This window comes from Lactobacillus sp. M0396, assembly GCF_016101625.1.
Classification (GTDB): domain Bacteria; phylum Bacillota; class Bacilli; order Lactobacillales; family Lactobacillaceae; genus Lactobacillus; species Lactobacillus huangpiensis.
Genome location: NZ_JACFQE010000001.1, coordinates 381,914 through 407,450, shown reverse-complemented (window position 1 = coordinate 407,450; position 25,537 = coordinate 381,914). Strand labels below are relative to the sequence as shown.

Here is a 25,537-nt window from a genome sequence, read left to right as displayed (position 1 = left end):
TAGATGCCAAGAGTTAAGGGTGGAACAGTTACACGTAAACGTCGTAAAAAGATTATGAAGCTTGCCAAGGGGTACCGTGGCGCAAAGCATATGCAATTTAAGGCTGCAAGTACACAGTTGTTTGTATCTTACAGATATGCATTTCGTGACAGAAGAAGACGCAAGAGCGACTTCAGAAAGTTATGGATTGCCAGAATCAATGCTGCAGCAAGACAAAATGATATTTCATATTCTAAGTTAATGCACGGCTTGAAATTAGCTGGTGTTGATATTAACCGTAAGATGTTAGCTGATATTGCTTATAACGATTCAAAGACCTTTGCAAAATTAGCAGAAACTGCTAAAAAGGCTTTAAATTAACCAAAAATGGCGCTTATGGCGCCGTTTTTTTATGTCAAAATTTAGCACTTGCAGTAGAAAATTTGGTATATTAAACTAGTGCAGTGATAGATAAGAGGGAAATTGAATGTTATTCAGACCACACTATACAATTGACACAATTTATCATTTAGATATTAAGGTGCTAAAACAAATTGGTATCAAAGCAGTATTTTCAGATTTAGACAACACTCTTCTGGCATGGAACGAATTTGAAACTGCTGAAAAAATGAATAATCTAAATAAAAAATTAGCACAAGCCAATATTAAGTTAGTTGTGATTTCCAATAACAATACTGAAAGAGTGGGCAAAGTTCTAAATCCTTATCATATTGACTTTGTAGCCAAGTCGAAAAAGCCATTGCCCTTTGCTATAACAAAAAAAAGAAAAAGAATGGGATTAAAAAAAGACCAGGTCATGATGGTTGGTGATCAGTTAATCACAGATATACAGGCAGGAAACTTGGCTGGTGTAGAATCAGTATTAGTAAAACCGCTTATTCAAACTGATAAGTGGAATACACGTATTAATCGTTTTTTTGAGAAAATTATTTTTTTCTTTTTAAGCCTTTCACACCCAGTTACATTTAAGGAGACATTAAAAAATGGATGACCAAATTATTTGTATCGGTTGCGGTGCTGTTCTTCAATCAGATAGTCCTGAAGAAGCAGGATTTTTACCCGCTTCCCATTTGAAGCAAGCAAGAGAAAGTGAAGATGAGGGCAATGATATCTATTGCCAGCGGTGTTTTCGCTTGCGTCATTATAATGAAATTATGCCAGTCGAATCTGACAATGATGATTTTTTAAAGTTACTAAATTCTTTATCAGAAAAGAAAGCATTAATTGTCAATGTCGTAGATCTATTTGATTTCACCAACTCCTTGCTTTCTGCAATTACACGTTTTATTGGAAAGAATGATTTTATTCTTGTCGGCAATAAATTTGATCTTTTTCCGCAAAATTCGCGTAAAAGTAAAATAAAGGATTGGATGCGACAGGAAGCTAATCGCGTTGGTTTATTTCCTAAAAAAATATTTTTGGTTAGCGCTAAAAATAAAGAGAATTTATCAGAATTGATAGCATATTTAGATCAAAATTCACGTGATCGAGATGTATATTTTGTAGGAACAACTAATGTAGGTAAATCCACTCTTATCAATGCAATTATTGATCAAATGGGAGATATTCAAAATTTGATCACTACATCACGCTTTCCGGGAACAACACTTGATAAAATTGAAATTCCTTTGACAAATGGTCATTTTTTAGTCGACACTCCGGGTATAATAACTGAAAACCAGTTGGCTACACGTTTAAACGCTCAGGAACTGAGCATGATTTCACCGCAAAAACAGCTTAAACCCGTAACATTTCAGCTTAATCCGGGTAACACTTTATTTTTAGCTGGATTAGGCAGAGTGGACTTTTTAAAAGGAGATAAATCCAGTTTTACGGTTTATGCATCACGGGGATTATATATTCACAGGACTAAAACGGAAAAGGCTGATAGTTTCTATGATAAACATCTTGGGGAACTGCTCAATCCACCTTTAGAAAGTGATGAGTTGCCCCCTTTAAAAGGACAGGAATATCATACTAAAGAAAAGAGCGATTTGCTATTGGGTGGAATAGGCTTTGTTACAGTTCCTGCGAATTGTTTGGTTAGAGTATATACACCAGGTCAAATTGGCCTAGGTATTAGACGTGCATTAATTTAGAGGATATAATGATTGCTATTGCTAAGAATTATCAAAAAACGCCAACTGTTGAAGTAGCTGAAGAAAAAATAGAAAACAAAAAAGGTCGTCAAATCGGTATTTTTGGTGGAACATTTAATCCAATTCATTTAGGTCATTTAATAGTAGCTGAACAAGTATTGACTAAACTTCATCTTGATGAAATTTGGTTTATTCCTACCAATGTTCCTCCATTAAAGGATGAACCAGTGGTTTCTGCGCAAGATCGTGCAAATATGCTTGAGTTAGGTACTCAGGACAATCCTCGTTTTCAGGTAAAATTATTCGAATTATATCGTGGAGGAGTTTCATATACAGTTGATACCTTAAGATATTTGCGTGAATCTCAACCCGAAAATCATTATTATTTGATCATGGGCAGTGATCAAGTTAATAATCTAGGTGAATGGAAAGAGCCTACTAAATTGGCTCAACTGGCAACGCTTGTCGGAGTTCAAAGGGCCGGATACCCCCAAAAAGCTAAATTACCAATGATTTGGGTTGATGTTCCTGCCATCGCAATTAGTTCTAGCCTTGTTAGACAAACTATTGCGATTGGTGGATCAATCAGATACTTAGTACCTGACACAGTCAGAAATTATATTCAGAAAAAAGGCATATATCATGAATAATTTGTTTTTCAAAAAGACTTATTCAGTTCTATCTAGTGCTGAAATTGTGTCTAAAGAAAAAAGTAATATGACTGAAGATCGTTTTGAGCATTGTATTGGAGTTAGTAAAACTGCTAAAAAATTAGCAGAGTTAAACCAATATGATGAAGATAAAGCCGCATTAGCTGGATTTATACATGATTATGCAAAACAAGTTTCAGTTGAGGAATATCGTGAAGTTATTAAAACCAAGGGCTTTGATCAGGACCTGTTAAATTGGAATCGAAGCATTTGGCATGGTATTGTGGGTACATATTTTATTCAGAGAGATCTGAAAATTAATGATTCAGAAATTTTAACGGCAGTACGCAGGCATACAACAGCTGACGTTGAAATGACAACTTTAGATAAAATTGTATTTATGGCTGATTACATTGAACCTGGCAGGTCATTTCCAGGAGTTGAAGAAGCGCGTAAAATAACTTATGCTAATCTTGATCAGGGCGTCGGCTATCAATTAGCACATACTCTTGAATTTTTAATTGAGAAAAGAAATAAAATCTATCCACGTACTTTAGACGCTTATAATGTTTGGGGTATTAAAGAATAAGGAGAAAAATTGACTAGTAAAGAAATATTGGCTTTTACTCTAAAGGCAATTAGTGATCGTCATGGAGAAGATACTGCAGCTTACGATATGCAGGGACATAGTATTTTAGCTGATTATTATGTTGTGACCAGTGCTGGTTCAAACAGACAATTACATGCTATAGCTAATGCTATCATTGATGAAGCTCACAAGGTTAATTATTATGATTATCGCGTTGAAGGCACGAGTGAATCAAATTGGCTTTTACTCGATTTAGGCGATGTTGTTGTAAATGTTTTTACTGAAGATGCACGTGATTTTTACAATGTTGAAAAACTGTGGTCTAACGGTAAAAGATTAGAATTAAAGGAAGATTAGCTAACAATGAGTGTAGTAGGGATCATTGCAGAATACAATCCCTTCCATAGTGGGCATGAATTTTTAATGAATCAGGCTCGATACATTGCTGGCAGTAAAGACCCAATCATCGTAGTCATGTCTGGTAATTATGTCCAGCGTGGGGAAATGGCAATTATGGATAAATGGTCTCGTACGCAAGCAGCACTTGAAAGTGGTGCTGATTTAGTACTTGAACTGCCATTTTCCACTTCGGTTGAACCAGCTGATTTGTTTGCACTTGGCAGTATAGATCAACTGGTCAAAGTTGGTGTAACTGACTTAATTTTTGGTGTTGAAGACGCTACACAAAATTATGCTTATTTAGGTAGTAAAATTGCTGAAATCCCACAAAGTCATATGGACTTTAATGATTATAGTCAAACTTATTCAACCCAATATAACCAAATGGTAGCAAGAGAAGTTGGTCATGAAGTTAGTGAGCCTAATGCGATTCTTGCTTTGGCTTATGCTGTTGCCAATCATAATTTAGGAACGCCTTTAGTTTTGCATCCAGTTAATCGGATTGGTGCCGGTCATGACGATGTCTTGCAGAGCAATAAAGTTGTTCAAAGTGCCAGTGCAATTCGCAATATGATTCTCCATAATGAAACTAATTATACATTGGAACAATGGTTGCCCAAAAAAGAGGTTCAGCTTCTATTCGAGCAAAAGAATTATCCAAATTGGAATTTGCTGTTTCCATTTTTAAAATATAAATTGGAATCTTCTTCAGTTTCTGAATTAAGAAGAATTTATCAAATGAGTGAAGGTCTTGAGTACAAAATGAAACATGAGATTCACGCTGCACAAACTTTTACAGAATTTTTACGAAGAGTAAAGTCAAAGCGTTATACTTATTCTCGTTTGCGTCGTCTTAGCCTGTATACGCTCTTAAATGTAACTCAAGAAGACATGACTGACAGCTTTAACCATGAATCCCTTCTACTTTTAGGCTACAGTAAATTAGGAAGAAAATATCTTAAAGGGATTAGAAAAAAAACATTCGCAGACATCATATCGAAGGTTGATCAAAAAAATACTAAAAGCGGATCAATGAAATTACAATTACGTGTTGATCGTTTTTTTGAGCAACTTATGGGAGTTGATCAAAACTTTGGACAACGTCCAGTGGAGGTCTAAATGTTAACTTTGAATTTTACTCAAATAAAAAATAGCAATGAACCTGTAACTCACATTGAATGTGAGGTCGAATTGCAAGAAGAATTTATTAAGCGAAGTCATGGTTTAGTTTATCAAGTAAATAACGTGACCGTTTCAGGTGATGCATTTTACAATCAACCATACGTTACCGGAGACTTTCAAGTACAAGCTTGTTTAGTTGTTCCTTCCAGTCGTAGTTTAATGCCTGTTGAGTTTACAGAAAATTTTCGTTTTAGCGAGAATTATACTGATACAGATGTAGCTAAAGAAGAAATCGACGAGAGTGACATCCCGATTGTGAAAGTAAAAAACGAAGTTATTAATTTGCAAAAAGCGATTGAAGACAACGTTTTATTAAATATCCCAACTACAATTTTGACTGAGGAAGAACGAGATCAAAATATTTATCCTGAAGGAAATGGTTGGGCTGTGATTTCTGAAGATGAATTTGATAAGAAAGAAAAGGAACAAATAAACCCTGCCTTTGCTAAATTAAAAGATTTATTTAAAGAAAATAATGAGAACCATAATTAGTTAAATAAGAATAATTAAATATCATTAGAAATCAGTATTATTAAAATGCTGGTTTTTAATCTTGTTTTAAAAGCATTTTTAAAGTATGCTTTACTTATTGACAAGAATACAAATTAAATTAACTGAAATCAAATTTTAAAAAAGGAAGATAAAAAATGGCAAGAATATTAATTGTTGAAGATGAAAAAAATTTAGCGCGCTTTGTTGAATTGGAATTAAAACATGAAAAATATGATACTGTTGTTGAAAGTAATGGTCGCAAGGCACTAGATTTGGCCTTAAAAGAAGATTTTGATGCGATTCTGCTAGATCTTATGCTTCCTGATCTTAATGGTTTAGAAATTGCCCGAAGAGTTCGTCAAGTTAAGAGTACACCGATCATTATGATGACTGCACGTGATTCTGTTATTGACCGCGTTTCTGGTCTTGATCATGGAGCTGATGATTATATTGTTAAGCCATTTGCAATTGAAGAGCTTTTGGCGCGCTTGCGTGCAGTTTTACGAAGAGTAAAAATTGAAAAAGACGCATCAGATGATTCTGTTGAAAAGAAAGTAGTAAAATTCAAGGATCTTACTATTGAGACGGCAAATAGAATTGTTCGCCGTGGAGATGGTAAAGCAGTTGACTTAACTAAACGTGAGTATAACCTGCTCATGACTTTGATTAAGAATAAAAACAACGTGGTTAGCCGTGATCAGTTGCTGGCAAAAATTTGGGGACCTGGTTCAAATATCGAAACAAACGTTGTCGAAGTCTATGTGCGTTATTTACGCAATAAAATTGACGTGCCTGGTAAACAATCATATATCAAAACGGTTCGTGGAACTGGCTACATGGTAAGAGATGAGGATGATGAAAAGAAGTAAAAAAAGATCCCAAAAAGAGACCAAACATTCATCGTTGGTATTGCGATGGGTTAGTATCGTTGCTCTGACGATTATGGTCTCTTTTATTGTATTTTCAGTAATAATATATTCGTTTGTAGGTCAGCAATCGATGGTCCAGCAAAAAGAAACATCGAATGAGATGGTAAGCAAGCTCAATAGTAGCCTGAACAGAATACCCAAAGAATTAGAAATTGCAAATGTTGTTCCGGCTTTAACACCATCTGCTAGAGAAGTATTAAAAGGCAATCCCCCGATCAGCTCTGACCAACATAACAGTGCATTTAACGATGATTTATTGTCTTCGTTAACAAATCCGGATTTGAGTGTAGTTGTTTATAATCTTAGAAAAGAAGATGTTTTTGATAATGGTGGCAAAATTATTCCTTTTAAGAATATAAAAGGTGACTATGAGATGACTCGTATTTTTAAGAATCATAAACAAGAACTGATTACTTATCAAAAAGTTAGAGCTGCTCATTCAGGAAAAGTTACAGGTTATATAGTTGTTGCTAATAAAATGACATATTACAATGGTTTAATGAAAGACCTGTTAAAGTGGATGGTAAGAATTTCTTTAATAGCTATCGTACTTTTTACACTGGTAGCTTATATAATTGTTCGTGACATTGTGAAGCCTGTGAAAGAAATGTCACGAGTTGCTTTAGAAGTTAATGATGATCCAAATAGTACTGCAAGAATAAGAGATTTCCATCGTCATGATGAATTGCAAGAACTAGCAGTTTCTTTTAATCAAATGTTAGATCGAATGCAACGCTATATTGATCAACAAAAGGAATTTGTGGGTGATGTTTCTCATGAACTTCGCACTCCTGTTGCGGTAATTGAAGGTCATTTAAACATGCTTAAACGCTGGGGCAAGGATGATCCGGAGATTTTGGAAGAATCAATTGATGCTTCTTTACAAGAAGCTAAAAGAATGCAGCATTTAATTCAAGAAATGCTTGATTTAACGCGTGCGGAACAAATTAATGTACAGTACCCTAATGCTGTGACCAAAGTTTCTGAAGTTCTTAAACGGGTCGTTGGTGATATGTCGCTCGTTCATAAGGATTTTGTTATCAGACTAGATATGGACGATTTACCTAGCGATACTGAAATCCAAATTTATCAGGGCCATTTGGAACAGTTACTTGTTATTCTAATTGATAATGGTATTAAATACTCTACAGATCGTAAGGAAATGAATGTTTCAGCAGGATTGTCGCAAGATGATGTGCATATTATAGTCCAGGATTTTGGTGAAGGTATTTCTAAAAAAGAACAAAGCAAAATTTTCAATAGGTTCTACAGAGTCGATAAAGCTAGAACTAGAGAAAAAGGTGGCAACGGTTTAGGCTTATCAATTGCTCAAAAGTTAGTTACCAGTTATCATGGGAAAATCACTGTCGAATCTGTAGAAGGACAAGGAAGTCAGTTTATAATAGAATTTCCAGCACTTACAAAAGCTCAATCCCAAAAACTGCATAAACGTGAAGAAGCTGAAAAAGCAAAGAAAATAAAAAAGAAAATAATTAAAAAAGACCTTTGTAAAGTCTATTGATTGGTTTGCTCAATCTAAAGATAAACAGACTTAAAAGGTCTTTTTACTTATCAACTTATATGTGAGCCTGAAAGTTGGACCACTTTTGGGACTCAATAAAACAACTAAGGTCGTCTTTGTTGCTTTCCTTTGTTGCGGTTACGTAAGTTTTCGTGCAACTGTTTTGTTTGCTTTGACTGAGCAGGAGAAGCCTTTTTAGCGTTAAGAAGCTCATCTACTTTTTCCTTTGTTACGACTTCTGTAATAGGTTCACGTTTTAATTCTTCGTCTACTTCTTTTTTAACTTTAGGCATAATGATATATGTTACTATCAACTGTTGAATAACGGAGAAAAAGTTTCCGGCAGCCCAATATAAAGCAACTGAACCAGAAACAGAGAGGGAGATGAAGAGCGTCATAATAGGATTCATGAGCATCATAGATTGCATCTGCTTCTTTTGCTCTTTAGGGATCCCTACCAATGAAAGGTAGCCTTGAGCAAAAGCAAAAATGGTAGCAAAAACTGTTACTGATATAGACCTGCTGCTTAATGAAATACCAAAGAATGACGAACTAGCCAAACTCTTTGAATACATTACAGCATCATAAATTCCGATCATAATTGGGAACTGGATAATTAACGGTAAGCAGCCCATTCCCCCAGTTAATGATAAATGATTTTTAGAATATAGTTCACGTTGCCAACCGGCCAAAGTCATTTGCTGATCTTGATTTAGATCTTTGCGTTTCATGGTATCTTGAATTAGCTTCATTTGCGGCTGCAGGCGTGCCATTTTTTCTTGTTGCGTAGTTGATTTCTTTTGTTGATTAAGCATTAATGGCAAGAGAATCATTCTAACTACAAAAGTCATTATGATAATAGCCCAGCCGGCTCCATTGGCTCCACCTATGAGGTTAGAAAAATAGAGCATTATATTTTGCATGGGTTTACCAATAAATTTATAGATTGACCCGTATATAAAGCCTGTTGGTGGTTTATTAACCCCACCATTTTGTGCACAAGCAGTAACAAATAACATGACTGTTAAACAAACAGTAATTAATCCGATATATTTGCGAAATTTTTTCATTCAATTCACCCAATTATTATTTTTTGCCAATAACTAATATAATACATGAAAACCATTCATTTTGCTTACTTTTGTTAGTTTTTCTTTTTTAATATTTGAAATGCGAGCAAATTGAGAAATATTTTTGGGTAATTCAGCACAAAATTGATTGACTCGGCTTAATTCTGCCTGTAAAGTAATTGTGACTGTTCCGTCACTGTTATTACGAACATTGCCAGTCATTTTCATTTTTTGAGCAAGGTTTAATACGCTCCAACGAAAGCCCACACCTTGGACAATACCCGAAATGGTTAATTGCCAAGTTTCTCTTGAATTATCTGTTGGATCGCTTTTTCTTTCGCTCTTGTGTTTATTAAAAAATCCCATAATAATCCTTCCTAGTCCTACTTTCTTGATTTTAACATTTTATCAGCTTGAAATTAAAAATAATATTGATAAATACGAAAGAAGATACCTTAATGTCTAAAAAAATAAGTTCATTAAATAATAAATTGGTAAAAGAATTAATTAAATTGAAGCAGAAAAAATATCGCCAAGAAAATGGATTATACGTAATCGAAGGCTTTCATCTAGTCACTGAAGCTCTTAATGCAAACGAAAAGTACAAGTATCTTTTAGGCACTGAAGAAGCTTTAGCTAAGATTCAAGATATTTTTCCACACTTATTGACAAGTATGAATACTTTCGTAATTAACTCTTCTGTTGCTCATCATCTTGCCAGCACTAAAAATTCACAAGATATATTTATGGTTTTAAAAATTACTCAACCGCAAAACTACCATTTTAATTTTGGCAAGTGGGTTTTGTTAGACCATCTGGCAGATCCCGGGAATGTTGGTACAATTATTAGGACAGCAGATGCAGCTGGATTTGATGGCGTTGTTTTATCACCTGAAAGTGTTGATATCTATAATCCTAAGACTCAGCGGGCAATGCAAGGAAGTCAATTTCATATCAAGTTAGTTGTTCAAGATTTGATTAATGTTATAAAAGAAATGCAGGACAATGCAATACCAATATATTCAAGCATGCTGGATCGAAATGCTAGGAAATTACAGGAGTTTGTAAAAGTACCACAGGTAGGGATTGTTATTGGCAATGAAGCACATGGTGTTACTTCAGAAATAGCAAAAATCTGTGATCAGAAATTATATATTCCTATTAAAGGTAAAGCTGAATCATTGAATGCTGCAGTAGCAGCTGGAATTATCGTCTACTATTTCTCCTGACTGTTAATACTTGTTTTTAGTAAGTATATTTAATATAATAAACACAAAGTAGACACTTTCTTGTGGGAGGACAGTATCATGGCTCAAGGTATTAAGGACAAAAACTGTGCGGATTGTGGCGCTTCAAATTATGAATACTGCAAGCATTTTATTAACGCATTTAAAATCATTGGTAAGAAGTGGAACGGTTTAATCATTAGTTCACTATGTGCCGGTGATTATATGCGCTTTAAAGATCTAGCACAGTGTGTGTTGCCTTGCTCTGACCGTGTTTTGGTCGAAAGATTGAAAGAATTAGAAAAAGAAAATATTGTCAATCGTTCAGTCGACAGTAGAACAAAAATCATTTCTTATAGCCTGACACAAAAAGGTGAAGAATTAAAACCTGTTTTTGACCAAATTCATGGCTGGGCAGATAAGTGGGTTTAAATTTATACATCCACTTGAAAGTTTTTAAAAAAAGATATATTCTATTAACTAATTACAAAGAGTAAGACTAGTAGCAGCATTCATTTAATCAGAGAAACTTTTTTATTGAGCTGAAAGAAAAGTCTAAACAGAACTGTGAATTTCATCTTACTAGTAGAATCTAATCCATTCCGGTATTCACCGTTATCGAAACATGAGTGTGGGCATTTTGTGTCCAAACTAGGGTGGTACCGCGAAGCTTCGTCCCTTTTGGGATGAAGCTTTTTTTATTTGAAAGGAAAAGTTTTATGGACTTATTTGACAGGTTAAAAGAACTGCGTGAAAAGGGTCTTGATGAGATCGATAAGGCTAAAAATGAAGAGAAGTTAAATGATGTTCGTGTTAAATTAACTGGTCGGAAAAGTGAATTGACAACTATTCTTCATTCCATGAAAGATATTGATCCAAGTGATAGACGTGAAGTCGGACAACGAGTTAATAAATTGCGTGATCTGTTTAATGCCAAGCTGGATGATGCTAAAAATGAAATAGTAGCAACTTTAGTTGAAGATCAACTTGCTAAAGAAAAAATCGATGTTACTTTACCAGGTCGAGAAATGCATCTTGGTACAAAGCATCCAATCAATATTATTTTGGATGATCTCGAAAAATATTTTATTGGCATGGGTTATAAAGTTGTGCAAGGACCAGAGATTGAAACTGATCATTATTGTTTTGAAATGATGAATTTGCCAAAAGACCATCCAGCAAGAGACATGCAAGAAACCTTTTATATTGATTCTGAAGATTTATTACGTTCTCAGACTTCTGGTGACCAAGCTCGCGTATTGGAAAAACATGATTTTGCCAAGGTCCCTTTAAAGATGGTAGGACCAGGCAAAGTATATCGCCGTGATGACGATGATGCTACTCACTCACATCAGTTTATGCAAATGGAGGGTCTTGTAGTTGATAAAAACATTACGATGGGTGATTTAAAGGGAACCTTGGAATTAATGGCAAAGCATATTTTTGGTCAAGACCGCGAAACTCGTTTGCGTCCTAGTTACTTTCCTTTTACTGAGCCTTCTGTTGAAATGGATGTTTCCTGCTTTAACTGCAATGGCAAGGGTTGTTCAATTTGTAAATATACTGGCTGGATCGAAGTTTTAGGTGCTGGAATGGTTCATCCTAATGTTCTCGAAAATGCTGGAGTTGATTCAAATGTTTATGGTGGTTTTGCCTTTGGCGTGGGATTAGACCGTTTTGCCATTCTTAAATATGGTATTGATGATATTCGTGATTTCTATACTAACGATGTTCGCTTCTTAGAGCAATTCAGTAAGGAGGAAAGATAATGCTGGTTTCATATAGTTGGTTGAAGGATTTTATTGATTTAGACCAAGATCCTAAGGAGTTAGCTGAAAAAATAACACGTACAGGTATCGAAGTAGCCGGTGTCAAGCATCCTGAAGAGGGTATGAAACAGATAGTTGTTGGTCATATTATTGACTGTGAACCAATTGCTGGCACACACCTGAATCTTACTCATGTTGATGTGGGAGAAGATGAACCTCATCAAATAGTCTGCGGTGCACCAAATGTTGCCGCTGGTGAAAATGTGGTGGTGGCTTTGCCAGGAGCTCGAATCGCTAATAACGTTAAAATTAAAAAAAGCAAATTACGTGGAAATGAATCAAATGGTATGATTTGTGGCTTACAAGAAATAGGATTTCCAGATAATTTGGTACCTGAAAAATATGCTAAGGGTATTTATATTTTTCCTGAAGATGCCGATATCAGACCAGGACAGTCCGCATTTGCTCCTTTGGGAATGGATGATTATATTTTTGACTTTGACATTACTCCGAATCGCGCTGATACCTTATCAATGGAAGGCTCAGCTTATGAAGTCGGTGCTATTACTGACACACCTGTGAGAGTTGAAGATATAACCCTTAAGGAAGACGGTCCAGATTGGACAAAAGACTTCACTGTAGATGTTGATCATGAGCTTGCACCTAAGTTCTATTTACGCAAAATCAGTAATGTGAAAATAGGGGACAGTCCACTTTGGCTTCAAAGGAGGCTTTGGAATGCCGGCATTAGACCCATTAATAATGTTGTTGACGTAACAAATTATATTATGCTTTTGACCGGCCAGCCAATGCACAGTTATGATGCTCGTGCTTTTAAAACAAACAAGTTAGTGGTCAGAAAAGCTGAAAAGAACGAAAAATTGACACTTTTAAACAATAAAGAAGTTGATCTTGATCCTAATGACATTGTTATAACGAATGGTGAAGAAGTTGTGATGATGGCAGGAGTTATGGGCGGTCTTAATTCTGAGATTGAAGCTGATACCACTGACGTTTTGCTAGAGTCGGCTATTTTTGATTCAACTTTAATAAGAAAAGCGGCTTTGCGTCACGCTAACAGGACGGAAGCTTCTAGTCGTTATGAAAAAGGTGTTAACTGGGATGCAACAACTCGTGCATTAGATATGGCTGCTATGCTTTTACGTAATGATGCTTCTGGAAAAATAAATGAAGGTGTGATAACGGGAAGTAATGAAGAAAAGAAACCAGTTCGAATTAAAACAACGATTTCTTACATAAATAAAGTTTTGGGTACCGATATTTCTTCATCAGATATTTCTGCAATTTTTTCCCGTTTGAATTTCAAGGCAGAAATTAATAATGATAAACTAATTGTTGATGTGCCAGCACGGCGCTGGGATGTAGCTATTCCTGCTGATCTTGTTGAAGAAGTTGGACGTTTATATGGATATGATAATATCAAATCTACACAGCCAGTTTTAGCAGAAACACATGGTGGCTATTCTAAAAAAGAAGAAGCCATTAGACGCATTAAGAATATTGTTCAAGGGCAAGGTTTAATAGAAGCTATTTCTTATTCCCTAACTTCACTTGAAAAAGCGATTGGCTTTTCCCAAGAACCTAAGAGGCCAGTTGAGGTCCAGATGCCATTGAATTCAAACCGTTCAACTCTGAGACAAAACCTTATGACAGGTCTAGTAGATGCTGCAGCCTATAATATGGCTCGCAAGCAAAATCAACTGGCAATTTTTGAGCAAGGACGTGTCTATGATTTCGAAAATAATACTTATAATGAACATGAGCATCTAGCTGCACTATATAGTGGTAATGTTTATTTTGAAAACTGGCAAAACAATAATGAAAAAATTGATTTCTTTTATGTTAAAGGACAACTTACCAACTTGTTTTTAGCTTTGGGAATTGACGCGGAAGATGTTGAATACAAGGCTGAAGTAATTATGTATATGCATCCCACCAGAACTGCCGGTATATATATTAAGAAAAAATATGTTGGCATGATTGGTATGCTAGATCGCCCTGTCACTCAATCTAATAAAGCTATGAAAGATAGTGAAATTTATGGGTACGAGTTAAACCTCGATGTCATTATTCCACTAATTCTTAACCCGCACACCACAGCACAAACGGCACCAAAATTCCCTGCTGTTGAACGTGACCTCTCAATCTTAGTAGACCAGGAAATTACTAACCAAGCTGTTGAAGATGTCATCAAAGAAAATGGTGGTAAGTATCTCCATGATTTGCGTATTATCGATGTATATCGTGGGTCTCATATCGCCGAGGATAAAAAGAGTTTTGCATATCGTCTGACTTTCCTAAATGAAAATGATACTTTAACCGATGCAATTGTTAACGAAGCAATAAATTCTATTGACTCAAGTCTCGAAAAGCAGCTTAAAGCAGAAATACGCTAATGGTTGACTTTAATCGTTAAAGTAATATCATAGATCTTTGCAAAAAGAAATTTAACTTTAAGGAGTGGAAATTTAATGCCTGAAAAATCTTATCCGATGACTGCTGAAGGAAAAGAAAAACTGGAAGCAGAATTAAAAAATCTAAAAGTCGTGAAGCGCCCTGAAGTGATTGAAAGAATTAAAGTTGCTCGTTCTTATGGTGACTTGTCCGAAAACTCTGAATATGACGCTGCCAAAGACGAACAGAGCCATTTAGAAGATCGTATTAGCGTTGTTGAAGAAATGCTTAAGTATGCTCATGTGGTTGACGCTAACTCTAGTGATCCAGATGAAGTTGCAGTGGGTAAAACAGTAACTTATACTGAAGTTGGTGAAGATGAGCCAGAAACATATACCATCGTTGGTAGTGATGAATCTGATCCGATGAATGGTAAGATTTCTAACGACTCGCCAATAGCCCAAGCAATTTTAGGCAAAAAAAAGGGTGAAACAGTAACTATATCAACACCTGGTGGTAAATTTGATGTAGTGATCAATAAAGTAGAGGAATAGTTAGCAGTCTTTACAAAAGTGTCTTGCTATTTTCGATAAAAAAAGACCAGAGCATATGCGTTTTCTTAAAATGAAAAACGTAAAGTTCTGGTCTTTTTTATGGAAGATTTAGTGACTGGTGAAATAGCGGTAATCTTTGCTTTTATCAAAGATTACACCGCGAGCATTTTCACCGTTAGAAATTGAGAATTGTGCGTCCGGATATTTTTCCCGAACTTTGTTTTCAAGAAAATCTCGCAGCATATGGTTGTTGGCGAGTACAGAGCCGGTCAATGCAATTTTCATTGGTTTAGGGTCTTCATAACGATCCATGCCAATAATAATGTCACGTGCAAGAAGTTCTGCTTGTTCCTTGATTACTTTTAAAGCAAAAGAATTGCCGTTATCGGCTTGTTGAGCTACATTAACTGCCATTGAAGCAAAGTCAGCATTTGCTGTCTTATAAAATTTAGCAGTAGCGTCGTTGAGGTTGTCAACATTGAACAATTTATTGAACATTGGAATTAGTTCGTTTTTTTCACGTTTGTCCCAACTAAGCAAGGCTGACTTCAAAGCTGATAGTGCAATGGCGTATCCAGAACCTTCATCACCTAGAATAGCGCCATATCCACCAGTGGTGATAATTCTGCCATTTTGTAAACCATTAAAAACAGAACCAGTCCCTGCAATTACTAAACCACCATCTTCACCTTCAAGGCCATTATAAAGGGCTAAAAGGGAATCAGTAATTGCCCTAGTCGGTAAGTTATTAACTTTTGCCGAAATTTCAGCTGCTACTTCAGGTGCATGACCAACTACAGATAAGCCAGCCATTCCACATAAGATACGTTGGCAATCTCCGTCAATTTCATCAATTAACTTGTTTATAGTATTGGTAATATTGGTTATTGCACTTTCATAATTTGTGTTTACCTGACCTGGTCCTGCTTTAGCACGTGCCAGTTCCTGACCTTTTAAGTCATATGCAATTGCCATAGTATGGGTTCCACCAGCGTCAACCCCAATTTGATATTTAAGTGTCATAGTTTGATCTTCTTTCTAAATTTTTTATCCCACCAATATTTTATTACAAATGGAAAATTTACAGAAGATTTTTTCATAAAGTGTTTATAACCAGTTTATTATTTGCCTTTTACACGTTATCTATTAAAGTTTTTTCAAAAAGTTAACATCTCAATAGATTTGTCATCTAGTTTTTGCTAAAATTACACTAGTTTAGTGAGGATGAGTCTAATTGAATTTTTTTAAGAAAAAACTGAAGACTAAAAATGATAATTCCAAAAAACAAGCTTCTACTCCAATTAGAATGAAGATAATTTTGGGAATTATTTTTGTCCTTTTTGCTACATTAATTGGGCAACTGGCTTATTTGCAAATTGGCTATGGTTCACGCTTCAAGGCTGAAGTGCAAAAATCTAATTCTGCTGTTGTTTCCAGTCAGGTTCCTCGCGGAGTTATGTATGACAGTAAAGGACGCGTATTGGTAGGAAATAAAGCTAAAAATGCTATTACTTATACCAAAAGTGTTTCTACTACGAGTGAAGACATTTATACAATTTCAAATTCTCTTAGTCAATATATTTCAATTAAAGACGAAAAACCGACACAGCAGCAAGTAATTGATTATTATTTGGCTAATAAAAAAAATAGTGCTAAAGAAGCTGCTAAAGTTCCTAAATCTGTCAGAGAAACTCAGGATGATAATTTAATTAATAAAAGAATACAAGAGCAAGTTAGTGCTGAACATGTTAAATTAAGTGCACGTGAGAAAACAGCAGCTCTAATTTACAATAAGATTTCTGGTGCTTATACTCTTTCTACTATTTATATTAAAAATAATCATCTGACAGACAAAGAAATTGCAGAAGTAGGTGAGCATCTTTCAGATTTGCCTGGTGTAGGTATTGGTACTGACTGGCAAAGATCATATCCCAACGGTTCTTCTATTCGCAGTATTATTGGCTCTGTATCAACGGAGAAGGCTGGTTTACCTAGTGATAATTTACAATATTATCTAACCAATGGCTATTCTAGAAATGACAGAGTAGGTACGTCATATTTGGAAGAAAAATATGAACCACTGCTAAAGGGAACGAAAGCTACGAGTAAAGTTTGGACTAAAAATTCAGGCGATATTGAACAATCGAAATCGGTATATTCTGGTCAAGCCGGTGCAAGTTTGGTTTTGACTCTTGATGCTAAATATCAAAAAGAAGTCCAAAGTTCATTGGAAAAAATTTATGCTGGAGCTGTTGGTTCCGGTGCTGCTCACTATTCAAATGGAGCCTATGCTGTTGCCATGAATCCTAAAACTGGCGCTATTTTAGCTATGGCAGGTATCAATCGTGACCCTAAAAAGAATAAAACTACTAATAATGCCTTAGGCGTAATTAATCAGTCTTTTGTAATGGGCTCAGCTGTTAAAGGTGCAATGGTCGGTGGTGGATTAATTAACAAAATAATTACTCCAACAAATAATGTAATGCCCGATACACCAATTTATTTGCCAAGTACCCCTGTTAAAAAGTCTGTTTATCCAATAGGTACTTTTGGAGCCCTTGATGCAGAAACGGCACTTGAAGTTTCAAGTAATATTTACATGATGCATTTAGCAATGAAATGGGTTAAAGCTTCATATGTTCCTAAAACAAAAATTTATATGCCACAAACGGCGTTTGAACCTTTACGACATAATTTTAATATGTTTGGATTAGGTCAAAAAACTGGCATTGACTTACCGGGAGAAATTTCCGGAATTCAGGGCAAATCATTTAATGATCAAGGATTGGTTCTTTCAGGTTCTGTGTTAGACCTGTCTTATGGTAACTATGATGCTTATACTTTAATTCAAATGGTACAGTACGTTTCTACTATTGCAAATGGTGGCTATAGAATGCAGCCTTATGTGGTGCAGTCAATTGGACGAACTTCAGATAACGGGAAAAAAGTTTATGTAGATTATAATAAAAAGCCAGAAGTTCAGTTACGTATACCCTGGACATCAGATGAGCTGAATATTGTCAGACAAGGCTTTTGGCGCGTTGTTCATGGTACAAATTCTTGGGGTACAGCGCATAAACTAAAAAATGTAAAACCTTCTATTTCCGGCAAATCAGGAACTGCTCAAACATTTTATTACGATCCTGATAATCCTAACCAAAAAAATCCGCCTGAGCTGGTTAATGCTACTTTTGTTGGCTATGCGCCATCAAATAATCCTGAAATAGCAACAGCGGTAATATTTCCTGGACTTGATCCCGAACATGAAGGTTCATATACGCTACAAATGACTAAAGCAATGGTGCAGGATTACTTTAAATTACATAAAAAATAGAATTTTATGAATATTACTGGTAATAATAAAAGAAAAATGCTAAGATAATACAGTCAGAATAAAAGCGTAGGTGGTGAAAGAAATGGCAGATAACATCATTTTGGAATGCACCGAATGTGGCGATAGAAGTTACTTATCTAAGAAAAACAAGCGTAAGCATCCGGAACGTTTAAGTTTGAAGAAGTATTGCCCAGTCGAAAGACATACTACTCTTCATCGTGAAACTAAGTAATTAACCAATATGGCAGGAGCCTATGCTCCTGCTATTTTTTATATGGAAGAATCATGACAAAATCAAAAAAAGAAATTAGAAAACAACAAGTAGAAAAACTAAGCAATTTTGCGGAAACGCCTCTAAAAAGCACTGAAGATCAGACCCTGCTTAAAAATATTATGAATTCTGATTTACTTAGCAACTGTCAAAGCGTAGGGATAACATCTTCTCTAACTTATGAGGTTGATACTTCAGGGCTAATTGCACAGTTATGGGATCTAGGAAAGGATGTTTATTTAGCTCGCGCTAACGATAACAGTGAACGTTCCCAAGATTTTATTTATTATAGTTACATGACCAAGTTAACTAAGTCGAAATTTGGTGTTGAAGAAGTAAGTGAACCGGATGCTCAGATTAATAATGATCTCGACTTAATTATTGTGCCCGGATTAGCTTTTGCTTTGGATTCGCATCAACGTTTAGGATTTGGCGGTGGTTATTATGATCGCTTTTTGGCAAAACATCCTAGTTCAAAGACGGTAGCTTTGGTCAATTCAAAGATGATTTTTAAAACTGCAGCGTGGAAAATAGAAGCAACTGACGTTCCAATTCAAACAATTATCACTCCTGAATCAATTTTATCGAAATAACTGAGGCTATTATGAACCAGCGACAAAACCTGAAAAATTGTTATATAACTATCAGTATTCTAGTTATTCTTTTTTTAGTCTTTTTAATTGAAACTGCAATAGGTGGCTCCGAAAATATCTACGTTTTAATGAAATTGGGAGCCATGAAAAATGATGCTATTGTTATAGGTAACCAGTGGTGGCGTTTGTTTACCGCACAATTCCTTCATATTGGAATTATGCACTTAATATCAAATGCAGTGATGATCTATTATCTGGGAGTTTATATGGAAACAATAATAGGTCATTGGCGTTTTTTAGTTATCTATTTGCTTTCAGGCATTGGCGGAAATCTCTTAAGCCTGGCTTGGGGAAACGATAACGCAATTAGTGCTGGTGCTTCAACTGCTTTGTTTGGACTTTTTGGTGCAATGACTGCTGTTGCATTGCAAAATCGTTCCAATCCGATTCTTGTTTATTTAGGTAGGCAGTCATTTTGGCTCGCACTGATTAATATTGTTCTTGATCTTTTTGCTCCTAATATCGATATTCCAGGACATATAGGTGGGTTTATAACCGGATTTTTAATTGCTGTAATTTTGGGTGAAAAAAACTTAAGAAAGTATTCAATGAAAATGCGTGTTGTTGCAGTATGTGCTTTGATAATTTATTGTGTGGCAGCTATCAGAATGGGTATGGTAATCAACTTATAATGAAAACTCTGTATGATGTACAACAGCTTTTGGAAAAATACGGCATTTTTGTCCATGTAGGAAAGAGAATATGGGACATTGAGCTAATGGCTCTTGAACTAGATAACATCAACCGTTCGCATTTAATCGATAAGCATGATTATTTAGTTGCAAAAATAATACTGCGTCGCGAATATGAATATGAAGAACGCAGAAATAAAAATAAGCATGGCTCTTAAGCTACATTAAGAGTATATTGTTTTTAGAAACTTTTAGTAGGAGAAATACAATTTATGTCAACTTTTTTAGTTATTCTAGATGCGGTTTTAATTATAATAATTTTAGCCTTCGTTGCAGTTTGGTTATGGAATAAAATACAGACTAAGCGCTTGGGCGGTGGAGACTTGTCTAATGATGAATTTAATAAGGGAATGCGTAAAGCACAGGTTGTAGATTTACGTGAAAAAGAACCTTTCAAAAGAAAACATATTGATGGCGCCAGAAACTTACCTTATACAATGCTTAAGTATCAATATACTGAATTAAGGTCCGATCTTCCGGTTTACTTATACTCTGATTCATTATCAGTTACCCTGCGAGCTGCCAGATTTCTACAGAAAAAGAACTTTTCATCTATTAAATGGTTAAAAAATGGTTTTGATGAATGGAATGGTCGTACTAAGAAGTCCAAATATTAAATAGAAAACATGTTTGTTAATTTTTCAAACGTGTTTTTTCTATATTATTTTATTGAATGAGGGAAAAAGATGCAGAAAGTTTTGGCAATAGTGGGACCAACGGCAATTGGAAAAACTTCTTTGGCAATTCAGCTCGCTCAAAAAGTAAATGCTGAAATTATTTCGGGTGATTCAATGCAGGTTTATAAAGAGGTGGCTATTGGAACAGCTAAAGCAACTCCAGCCGAGCAAACCGCTATTCAGCATTATCTTGTTGATACTCAATCAGTTTTTGAGCCATATTCTGTGATAGATTTTATTGAGCAGGCGGAAAAAGCTATTGAGCAAATCACTGCCAAAGGTAAGCTGCCACTTTTAGTAGGTGGTACTGGTTTTTATGTTAATGCACTTTTAAACAAAATGAAATTAGGAGAACCATCTCGCCAAGAATCGGTGACAACGAAAAATTGGGAAAACTTTTTGCAGGTACATGGTAAAAATGAATTGTGGGCAGAATTAGACAAGCGAGATCCAGAAGCTGCTCAAAAAATTCCATCAAATAACTCTCGCCGTGTTTTACGGGCGCTGACAGTAATTGAACGTACAGGAAAAAAGTTTTCACAACAGCAAAAAAAAATAGAGGCAAGATATGATTACCTCATTATTGGTCTCAATTCAGATCGTGCTAAAATTTACCGTAGAATTGATTTGCGTGTTGATCAGATGATGGAACAAGGATTGCTTGAAGAAGCAAAATTTATTTATCAAAATCGTGCTCAAGAATATACAATCCTGCAGGCTATTGGTTATAAAGAGTTTTTTCCTTATTTTGCAAAACAAGATAATCTTGAAAATTGCGTTTCAAATTTAAAAACAGCTTCAAGAAGATATGCTAAGAGGCAGCTGACATATTTTCGTCATCAATTACCTGTCACTTGGTTTGATCCACTTAAAGATCCGAATTGTTTAAATAAAATTACACAGAAAGTTGAGGTTTGGTTAAATGAATAACTGGCCAAAAGAATTAAATGAAATAGTTACAGAGACTGACAAGCAGATAGCGCCCCAATTAACAAAAATTGATCAAAATATTCTATTTAATCAAAATAAAGTTTTACAAGCTTTTAAAGACAAAGCTGTTGCTGAATCCGATTTAATTGGTAGTACTGGATATGGGTCTGATGACAGCGGGCGAGATAAGTTAGATCGTATTTACGCACAGATATTTAACACCGAAGATGCCTTAGTCCGCTCGCAGTTTGTTTCTGGTACTCATACTTTGGCTACTGCAATGGCAGGAAATTTGCTCCCAGGTGATGAACTAACCTATTTAACTGGTATGCCTTACGATACATTACAACAAGTTATTGGAATTGCTGGTAATGGTCGTGGTAGCTTGAAACAATATGGTGTTAGGTTTTCTCACGTTGATTTGTTATCTGATGGCAGTGTTGATTTTGATTCAGCACGAAAGCTGTTAAAAGAACATCAACCTAAAATGGTTGTCATTCAGCGTTCACGAGGCTACAATACCAGACCGAGTTTTACAGTGGAAAAAATCAAGCCAATGATTAAAATGATCAAGGAAGTTTCGCCGAAAAGTATAGTTTTTGTTGATAACTGTTATGGAGAATTTTCCGAGCAACATGAACCTACTGAATATGGTGCTGATATAATGGCTGGTTCATTAATTAAGAATGCTGGTGGTGGACTGGCAAAAATAGGTGGTTATGTTGTTGGTAAGCACGAACTAATTGAAAATACTGCGGCAAGGCTTACCGCCGGTGGTATTGGTCGCGAAGAAGGAGCCAGTTTAAATAATAATCTTGATTATTTTGAGGGTCTTTTTGTGTCACCAAGTGTTACCGGAAATGCTATTAAAGGTGCAATTTACTCATCAGCTTTATTAGAAAAGATGGGATTAGAAGTTTCTCCTAAATGGAATGAAAACAGAACTGACTTAATTCAAACAGTGATTTTTCATGATAAAGACAAAATGATCAGATTTGCCAAAACTTTACAGGAAAACTCACCAATTAATTCATTTGTTGATCCTATACCAAGTAATGATACGGGATATGAAGATCAAGTGATTATGGCTGACGGCTCATTCATTGAAGGAGCAAGCATCGAATTTTCAGGAGATGGTCCAATTAGACCACCTTATGCTTTATATATGCAAGGTGGATTAACCTATGCTCATGTGAAAATAGCGATTACTAATGCAGTCAATGAATTATTTTTTCAAAAATAATCAAAGATATTTATAAATGTAAAGTAAAAGTTTCGTAAAGTTTTGATATTTTTTGTTAGACCACTTTACAAGTTTTTAATCATTTGCTAATCTTAAGTCTAGTTTTAAACAAGAATAAAATTTCTGGTTTAGACTGTACCAATTATTGTTTGATTTTTTAGGTGGAGAAGCATGACAAAGAAAATTTCAGCAGATGACATAAGAAAAAGTGTCAAAGAAGAAGATGTCAGATTTATTAGACTGGCTTTCACAGATATTAATGGAACACTAAAAGCAGTTGAAGTTCCAAATAGTCAGTTAGACAAGGTTTTAGAAAATGACGTGCGCTTTGATGGTTCTTCAATTGACGGATTTGTTCGTTTGGAAGAAAGTGATATGATATTATATCCTGATTTTTCTACTTGGTCCGTTTTGCCTTGGGATGACAGCACAGGTGGTAAGATCGGCTGTTTAACCTGTTCTGTTCATAATACAGATGGTGAGCCATTTTCAGGTGATCCACGAAATAATCTAAAAAGAGTTATTGGCCAAATGAAAGACTTGGGATTTACTGCTTTTGATATCGGTTTTGAAGCCGAATTTCATTTACTAAAGCTTGATGAAAACGGTAATTGGACTACTCAGGTTCCAGATCATGCATCATATTTTGATTTAACTTCGAATGATGAAAGTGCAAGTTGCCGCCGAGATATTGTTGAAACCTTGGAAAGCATTGGTTTTGAAGTTGAAGCCGCTCACCACGAAGTAGGAGATGGCCAACAGGAAATTGATTTTAGATTTGATGATGCCCTGACAACTGCTGATCGCGTGCAAATGTTTAAAATGATTGTACGTGAAATAGCTAAGAAACATGGTTTGTTTGCTACATTCATGGCAAAGCCTTTACAAGGTCAAGCTGGTAACGGGATGCATACCAATATGTCTTTGTTCAAAGGCAATAAAAATGCGTTTTATGATAAAAATAATAAATATCATTTATCCAAAACAGCTTTGTACTTTTTAAATGGTATTCTAGAGCATGCTCGCGCCATTACAGCAGTTGGCAACCCGACTGTTAACTCATACAAGCGTTTAATTCCCGGTTTTGAAGCTCCAGTATACATTTCTTGGGCTTCAAAGAATCGTTCTCCTATGGTTAGAGTACCTTCAGCTGGAGAATTAAATACTCGACTTGAGATGCGTTCTGCTGATCCAACTGCTAACCCATATTTGCTTTTAGCTGCATGCCTAAGTGCAGGAATGGCTGGAATTAAAGAAGAAAAAATGCCTATGGATCCAGTAACTTGCAATTTGTTTGATTTAAGTGAAGATCAACTTAATGAAATGGGAATCAAACCACTTCCTTCAACGTTGCACAATGCATTAAAAGCTTTTAAGAAGGATAAACTAATTCAAGATGCTTTAGGTGAGCATTTAACCCAGAGCTTTATTGATTCTAAAGAATTAGAATGGTCTCAATATACTCAAACTGTTTCTGACTGGGAAAGAAATCGTTATATGGGATACTAAACCGATCTGGTTAATTTACTCTTTTTACAAGTGTTTAATAGATTTTAAAATAATTTTGATGTCAAGTTGTAAATCAGCTTGACATTTTAATTTTAGAAAAGTTTTTTACCTATACCAATTTGTCATTGGTTTTTTAACTCAGATAAAAATAATTAAATTTCTTTTGAAACAAATATAATAATATTTTTGAGCGGATTACCGCAAAATTATTGGCAAGAAATTTTAACTTAATGCATAGAACTATTGATAATGCTAATGTAAAGAAAGTTTTTATTGCTGCCCAATGACTTAGGTACTGAAGAAGATATAGTCGTAATAAAGATGTTTCTCTACAATACTAAATAATTAAAATTTTAGATTTATATCTTTTTTGTAAAAATACGTTAGTTTAATTAAAAACTGGCTTTTCTAATCGAATAGCAATTATAATATGTTGTTATTCTAGGTATTAGTGGTATTAAAAGAAAACTAATTTAATATTTATCTGTTTTTAGTCCGAAGGCCAAGTGTATGAGTAAAAAGGAGCTATGCACTATTAATAAACTTAAGCCGTGTTTTAAGGAGGACAGTTTTATGCCATATTTAAGAAAGATTAATTACAAATATTTTTGAATTTGCTAATCTCATGAGTTAATTTGGAAATTTTAAAAGGCTAGCTAAAGTCTGATTTAATAACAAAATATAAATTCTGATAAACTATTGCCAAGTAATTATTTTTAAAATGTTATTTCTAAAATAATATATATAAAATAAAACTTAATAACATATAAATATACATGGTTGCGTTTTCAAAAAATAAATAATATTTAAATTTTTTTATTTAAAGATAATATTATTACCGTTATTTGTAATAAAATGATATTTAAATAATCCTTATTAAAAAAGTATTTTATTTTATAGATATTTCACAATTATTACGAAGTGTGTTATTTAAATATTATAAAGATATTTTTATACTGTTTTATAATAAAAAAACAAATTTTTAAAATTAAATAATTTATTGACAATTATAGTGACATTTATTAGGATTATACTATATAATTATATTAACCATATATTATATATTTTATAGGAGGTAATGTTATTTTAAATAATTCAGGAAAGTTGTATGAAAAAATATTTTTCATCAAGAGCTTAAAGAAAGGAAAGGTTATGAAATAAAAAACAACTTCAATATAATAATCAATTGAAGTTGCTTACGATACTGTTAAGAATAAATTTAGAAAATCTGTAAATATGCTAAAAATAAAATTTACCCTTAACGTAAAATTGTGGTGAGATAATTAGTTAAGGCTAGTCAAACTCACTACTGGATTTAATGATACCACAGAA

At 34.7% G+C, this 25,537-nt stretch carries 27 protein-coding genes; 24 read left to right on the top strand and 3 right to left on the bottom strand.

From position 1 onward, the window contains the following. Positions 1–3 precede the first annotated feature (3 nt). The 10 genes from rplT (at position 4) to H3T43_RS01880 (ending at position 7,862) form a co-directional block, all read left to right on the top strand. Positions 4–360 (top strand): 50S ribosomal protein L20, encoded by a 357-nt coding sequence (gene rplT / locus H3T43_RS01925; protein ID WP_034980161.1) that lies wholly within the window; start codon positions 4–6, stop codon positions 358–360. 106 nt (positions 361–466) lie between these two features. Then, a complete protein-coding gene (locus H3T43_RS01920) occupies positions 467–991 on the top strand; it encodes a YqeG family HAD IIIA-type phosphatase (protein WP_198212138.1) in 525 nt (174 codons plus the stop codon). Then, positions 984–2,099, top strand: a complete 1,116-nt coding sequence (gene yqeH, locus H3T43_RS01915) for a ribosome biogenesis GTPase YqeH (RefSeq protein WP_198212136.1) — start codon at positions 984–986, stop codon at positions 2,097–2,099. Before H3T43_RS01920 ends, yqeH begins: the two co-directional genes overlap by 8 nt. Positions 2,100–2,110: 11 nt before the next feature. Then, positions 2,111–2,749 carry a nicotinate-nucleotide adenylyltransferase gene (locus H3T43_RS01910; RefSeq protein ID WP_370520770.1) on the top strand — a complete coding sequence of 213 codons (639 nt, stop codon included), beginning with the start codon at positions 2,111–2,113 and terminating at the stop codon, positions 2,747–2,749. After that, a complete protein-coding gene (gene yqeK, locus H3T43_RS01905; RefSeq protein WP_198212132.1) occupies positions 2,742–3,338 on the top strand; it encodes a bis(5'-nucleosyl)-tetraphosphatase (symmetrical) YqeK in 597 nt (198 codons plus the stop codon). Before H3T43_RS01910 ends, yqeK begins: the two co-directional genes overlap by 8 nt. A gap of 9 nt (positions 3,339–3,347) precedes the next feature. Next, complete coding sequence (gene rsfS, locus H3T43_RS01900) at positions 3,348–3,695, top strand: ribosome silencing factor (protein ID WP_198212130.1); 348 nt, start codon at positions 3,348–3,350, stop codon at positions 3,693–3,695. Between the two features lie 6 nt (positions 3,696–3,701). After that, on the top strand, positions 3,702–4,856 hold the full coding sequence (locus H3T43_RS01895; protein WP_198212128.1) for a nucleotidyltransferase: 1,155 nt from the start codon (positions 3,702–3,704) through the stop codon (positions 4,854–4,856). Beyond that, positions 4,857–5,411: a DUF177 domain-containing protein gene (locus H3T43_RS01890; protein WP_198212125.1), complete on the top strand. Its 555-nt coding sequence runs from the start codon at positions 4,857–4,859 to the stop codon at positions 5,409–5,411. Positions 5,412–5,566: 155 nt separating this feature from the next. Then, positions 5,567–6,280 (top strand): response regulator transcription factor, encoded by a 714-nt coding sequence (locus H3T43_RS01885; protein ID WP_034980187.1) that lies wholly within the window; start codon positions 5,567–5,569, stop codon positions 6,278–6,280. Beyond that, the gene (locus H3T43_RS01880; RefSeq protein ID WP_198212124.1) at positions 6,258–7,862 is read left to right on the top strand and encodes a HAMP domain-containing histidine kinase; all 1,605 of its coding nucleotides are present in this window, start codon (positions 6,258–6,260) and stop codon (positions 7,860–7,862) included. The genes H3T43_RS01885 and H3T43_RS01880 overlap by 23 nt, the downstream gene beginning before the upstream one ends. 104 nt (positions 7,863–7,966) lie before the next feature. On the opposite strand, the gene yidC is transcribed toward H3T43_RS01880, so the two are convergent. Together yidC and H3T43_RS01870 are read right to left on the bottom strand one after the other, a co-directional pair. After that, the gene (gene yidC, locus H3T43_RS01875; RefSeq protein WP_198212122.1) at positions 7,967–8,932 is read right to left on the bottom strand and encodes a membrane protein insertase YidC; all 966 of its coding nucleotides are present in this window, start codon (positions 8,930–8,932) and stop codon (positions 7,967–7,969) included. A gap of 33 nt (positions 8,933–8,965) precedes the next feature. Then, entirely contained in the window at positions 8,966–9,298 is a 333-nt protein-coding gene (locus H3T43_RS01870; RefSeq protein WP_198212120.1) for an acylphosphatase, read from the bottom strand. Between the two features lie 92 nt (positions 9,299–9,390). On the opposite strand from H3T43_RS01870, the gene H3T43_RS01865 reads away from it, so the two are divergent. The 5 genes from H3T43_RS01865 to greA all read left to right on the top strand — a co-directional run bounded on the left by H3T43_RS01865 (position 9,391) and on the right by greA (position 14,896). Beyond that, positions 9,391–10,161, top strand: coding sequence for an RNA methyltransferase (locus tag H3T43_RS01865; protein WP_198212119.1), 771 nt, complete (start codon positions 9,391–9,393; stop codon positions 10,159–10,161). A gap of 78 nt (positions 10,162–10,239) precedes the next feature. Then, complete coding sequence (locus H3T43_RS01860; protein ID WP_034980194.1) at positions 10,240–10,590, top strand: helix-turn-helix domain-containing protein; 351 nt, start codon at positions 10,240–10,242, stop codon at positions 10,588–10,590. 287 nt (positions 10,591–10,877) lie between these two features. Next, on the top strand, positions 10,878–11,927 hold the full coding sequence (gene pheS, locus H3T43_RS01855; protein WP_198212118.1) for a phenylalanine--tRNA ligase subunit alpha: 1,050 nt from the start codon (positions 10,878–10,880) through the stop codon (positions 11,925–11,927). Beyond that, positions 11,927–14,344: a phenylalanine--tRNA ligase subunit beta gene (gene pheT / locus H3T43_RS01850; RefSeq protein WP_198212117.1), complete on the top strand. Its 2,418-nt coding sequence runs from the start codon at positions 11,927–11,929 to the stop codon at positions 14,342–14,344. Before pheS ends, pheT begins: the two co-directional genes overlap by 1 nt. A 75-nt stretch (positions 14,345–14,419) precedes the next feature. Then, positions 14,420–14,896 carry a transcription elongation factor GreA gene (gene greA, locus H3T43_RS01845; RefSeq protein ID WP_034980198.1) on the top strand — a complete coding sequence of 159 codons (477 nt, stop codon included), beginning with the start codon at positions 14,420–14,422 and terminating at the stop codon, positions 14,894–14,896. 108 nt (positions 14,897–15,004) lie between these two features. On the opposite strand, the gene H3T43_RS01840 is transcribed toward greA, so the two are convergent. Then, positions 15,005–15,919, bottom strand: coding sequence for an N-acetylglucosamine kinase (locus tag H3T43_RS01840; protein WP_198212116.1), 915 nt, complete (start codon positions 15,917–15,919; stop codon positions 15,005–15,007). A 211-nt stretch (positions 15,920–16,130) separates the two neighbouring features. Here H3T43_RS01840 and H3T43_RS01835 point away from each other — a divergent pair, with 211 nt between their 5' ends. The 9 genes from H3T43_RS01835 to glnA all read left to right on the top strand — a co-directional run bounded on the left by H3T43_RS01835 (position 16,131) and on the right by glnA (position 24,205). Next, on the top strand, positions 16,131–18,230 hold the full coding sequence (locus H3T43_RS01835) for a penicillin-binding protein 2 (protein ID WP_232350222.1): 2,100 nt from the start codon (positions 16,131–16,133) through the stop codon (positions 18,228–18,230). 82 nt (positions 18,231–18,312) lie between these two features. Continuing rightward, a complete protein-coding gene (rpmG, locus tag H3T43_RS01830) occupies positions 18,313–18,462 on the top strand; it encodes a 50S ribosomal protein L33 (protein WP_081945351.1) in 150 nt (49 codons plus the stop codon). A gap of 53 nt (positions 18,463–18,515) precedes the next feature. Next, on the top strand, positions 18,516–19,094 hold the full coding sequence (locus H3T43_RS01825; protein ID WP_122052618.1) for a 5-formyltetrahydrofolate cyclo-ligase: 579 nt from the start codon (positions 18,516–18,518) through the stop codon (positions 19,092–19,094). An 11-nt stretch (positions 19,095–19,105) separates the two neighbouring features. Further along, on the top strand, positions 19,106–19,786 hold the full coding sequence (locus H3T43_RS01820) for a rhomboid family intramembrane serine protease (protein WP_198212115.1): 681 nt from the start codon (positions 19,106–19,108) through the stop codon (positions 19,784–19,786). Further along, on the top strand, positions 19,786–20,004 hold the full coding sequence (locus H3T43_RS01815; protein WP_034980203.1) for a YqgQ family protein: 219 nt from the start codon (positions 19,786–19,788) through the stop codon (positions 20,002–20,004). Before H3T43_RS01820 ends, H3T43_RS01815 begins: the two co-directional genes overlap by 1 nt. A gap of 54 nt (positions 20,005–20,058) precedes the next feature. After that, a complete protein-coding gene (locus tag H3T43_RS01810; protein ID WP_034980205.1) occupies positions 20,059–20,463 on the top strand; it encodes a rhodanese-like domain-containing protein in 405 nt (134 codons plus the stop codon). 69 nt (positions 20,464–20,532) lie between these two features. After that, the gene (gene miaA / locus H3T43_RS01805; RefSeq protein ID WP_198212113.1) at positions 20,533–21,453 is read left to right on the top strand and encodes a tRNA (adenosine(37)-N6)-dimethylallyltransferase MiaA; all 921 of its coding nucleotides are present in this window, start codon (positions 20,533–20,535) and stop codon (positions 21,451–21,453) included. After that, positions 21,446–22,696, top strand: a complete 1,251-nt coding sequence (locus H3T43_RS01800; protein WP_198212111.1) for a methionine gamma-lyase family protein — start codon at positions 21,446–21,448, stop codon at positions 22,694–22,696. The genes miaA and H3T43_RS01800 overlap by 8 nt, the downstream gene beginning before the upstream one ends. A 171-nt stretch (positions 22,697–22,867) precedes the next feature. Next, positions 22,868–24,205, top strand: a complete 1,338-nt coding sequence (gene glnA / locus H3T43_RS01795) for a type I glutamate--ammonia ligase (protein ID WP_034980211.1) — start codon at positions 22,868–22,870, stop codon at positions 24,203–24,205. The last annotated feature ends 1,332 nt before the right edge of the window (positions 24,206–25,537 follow it).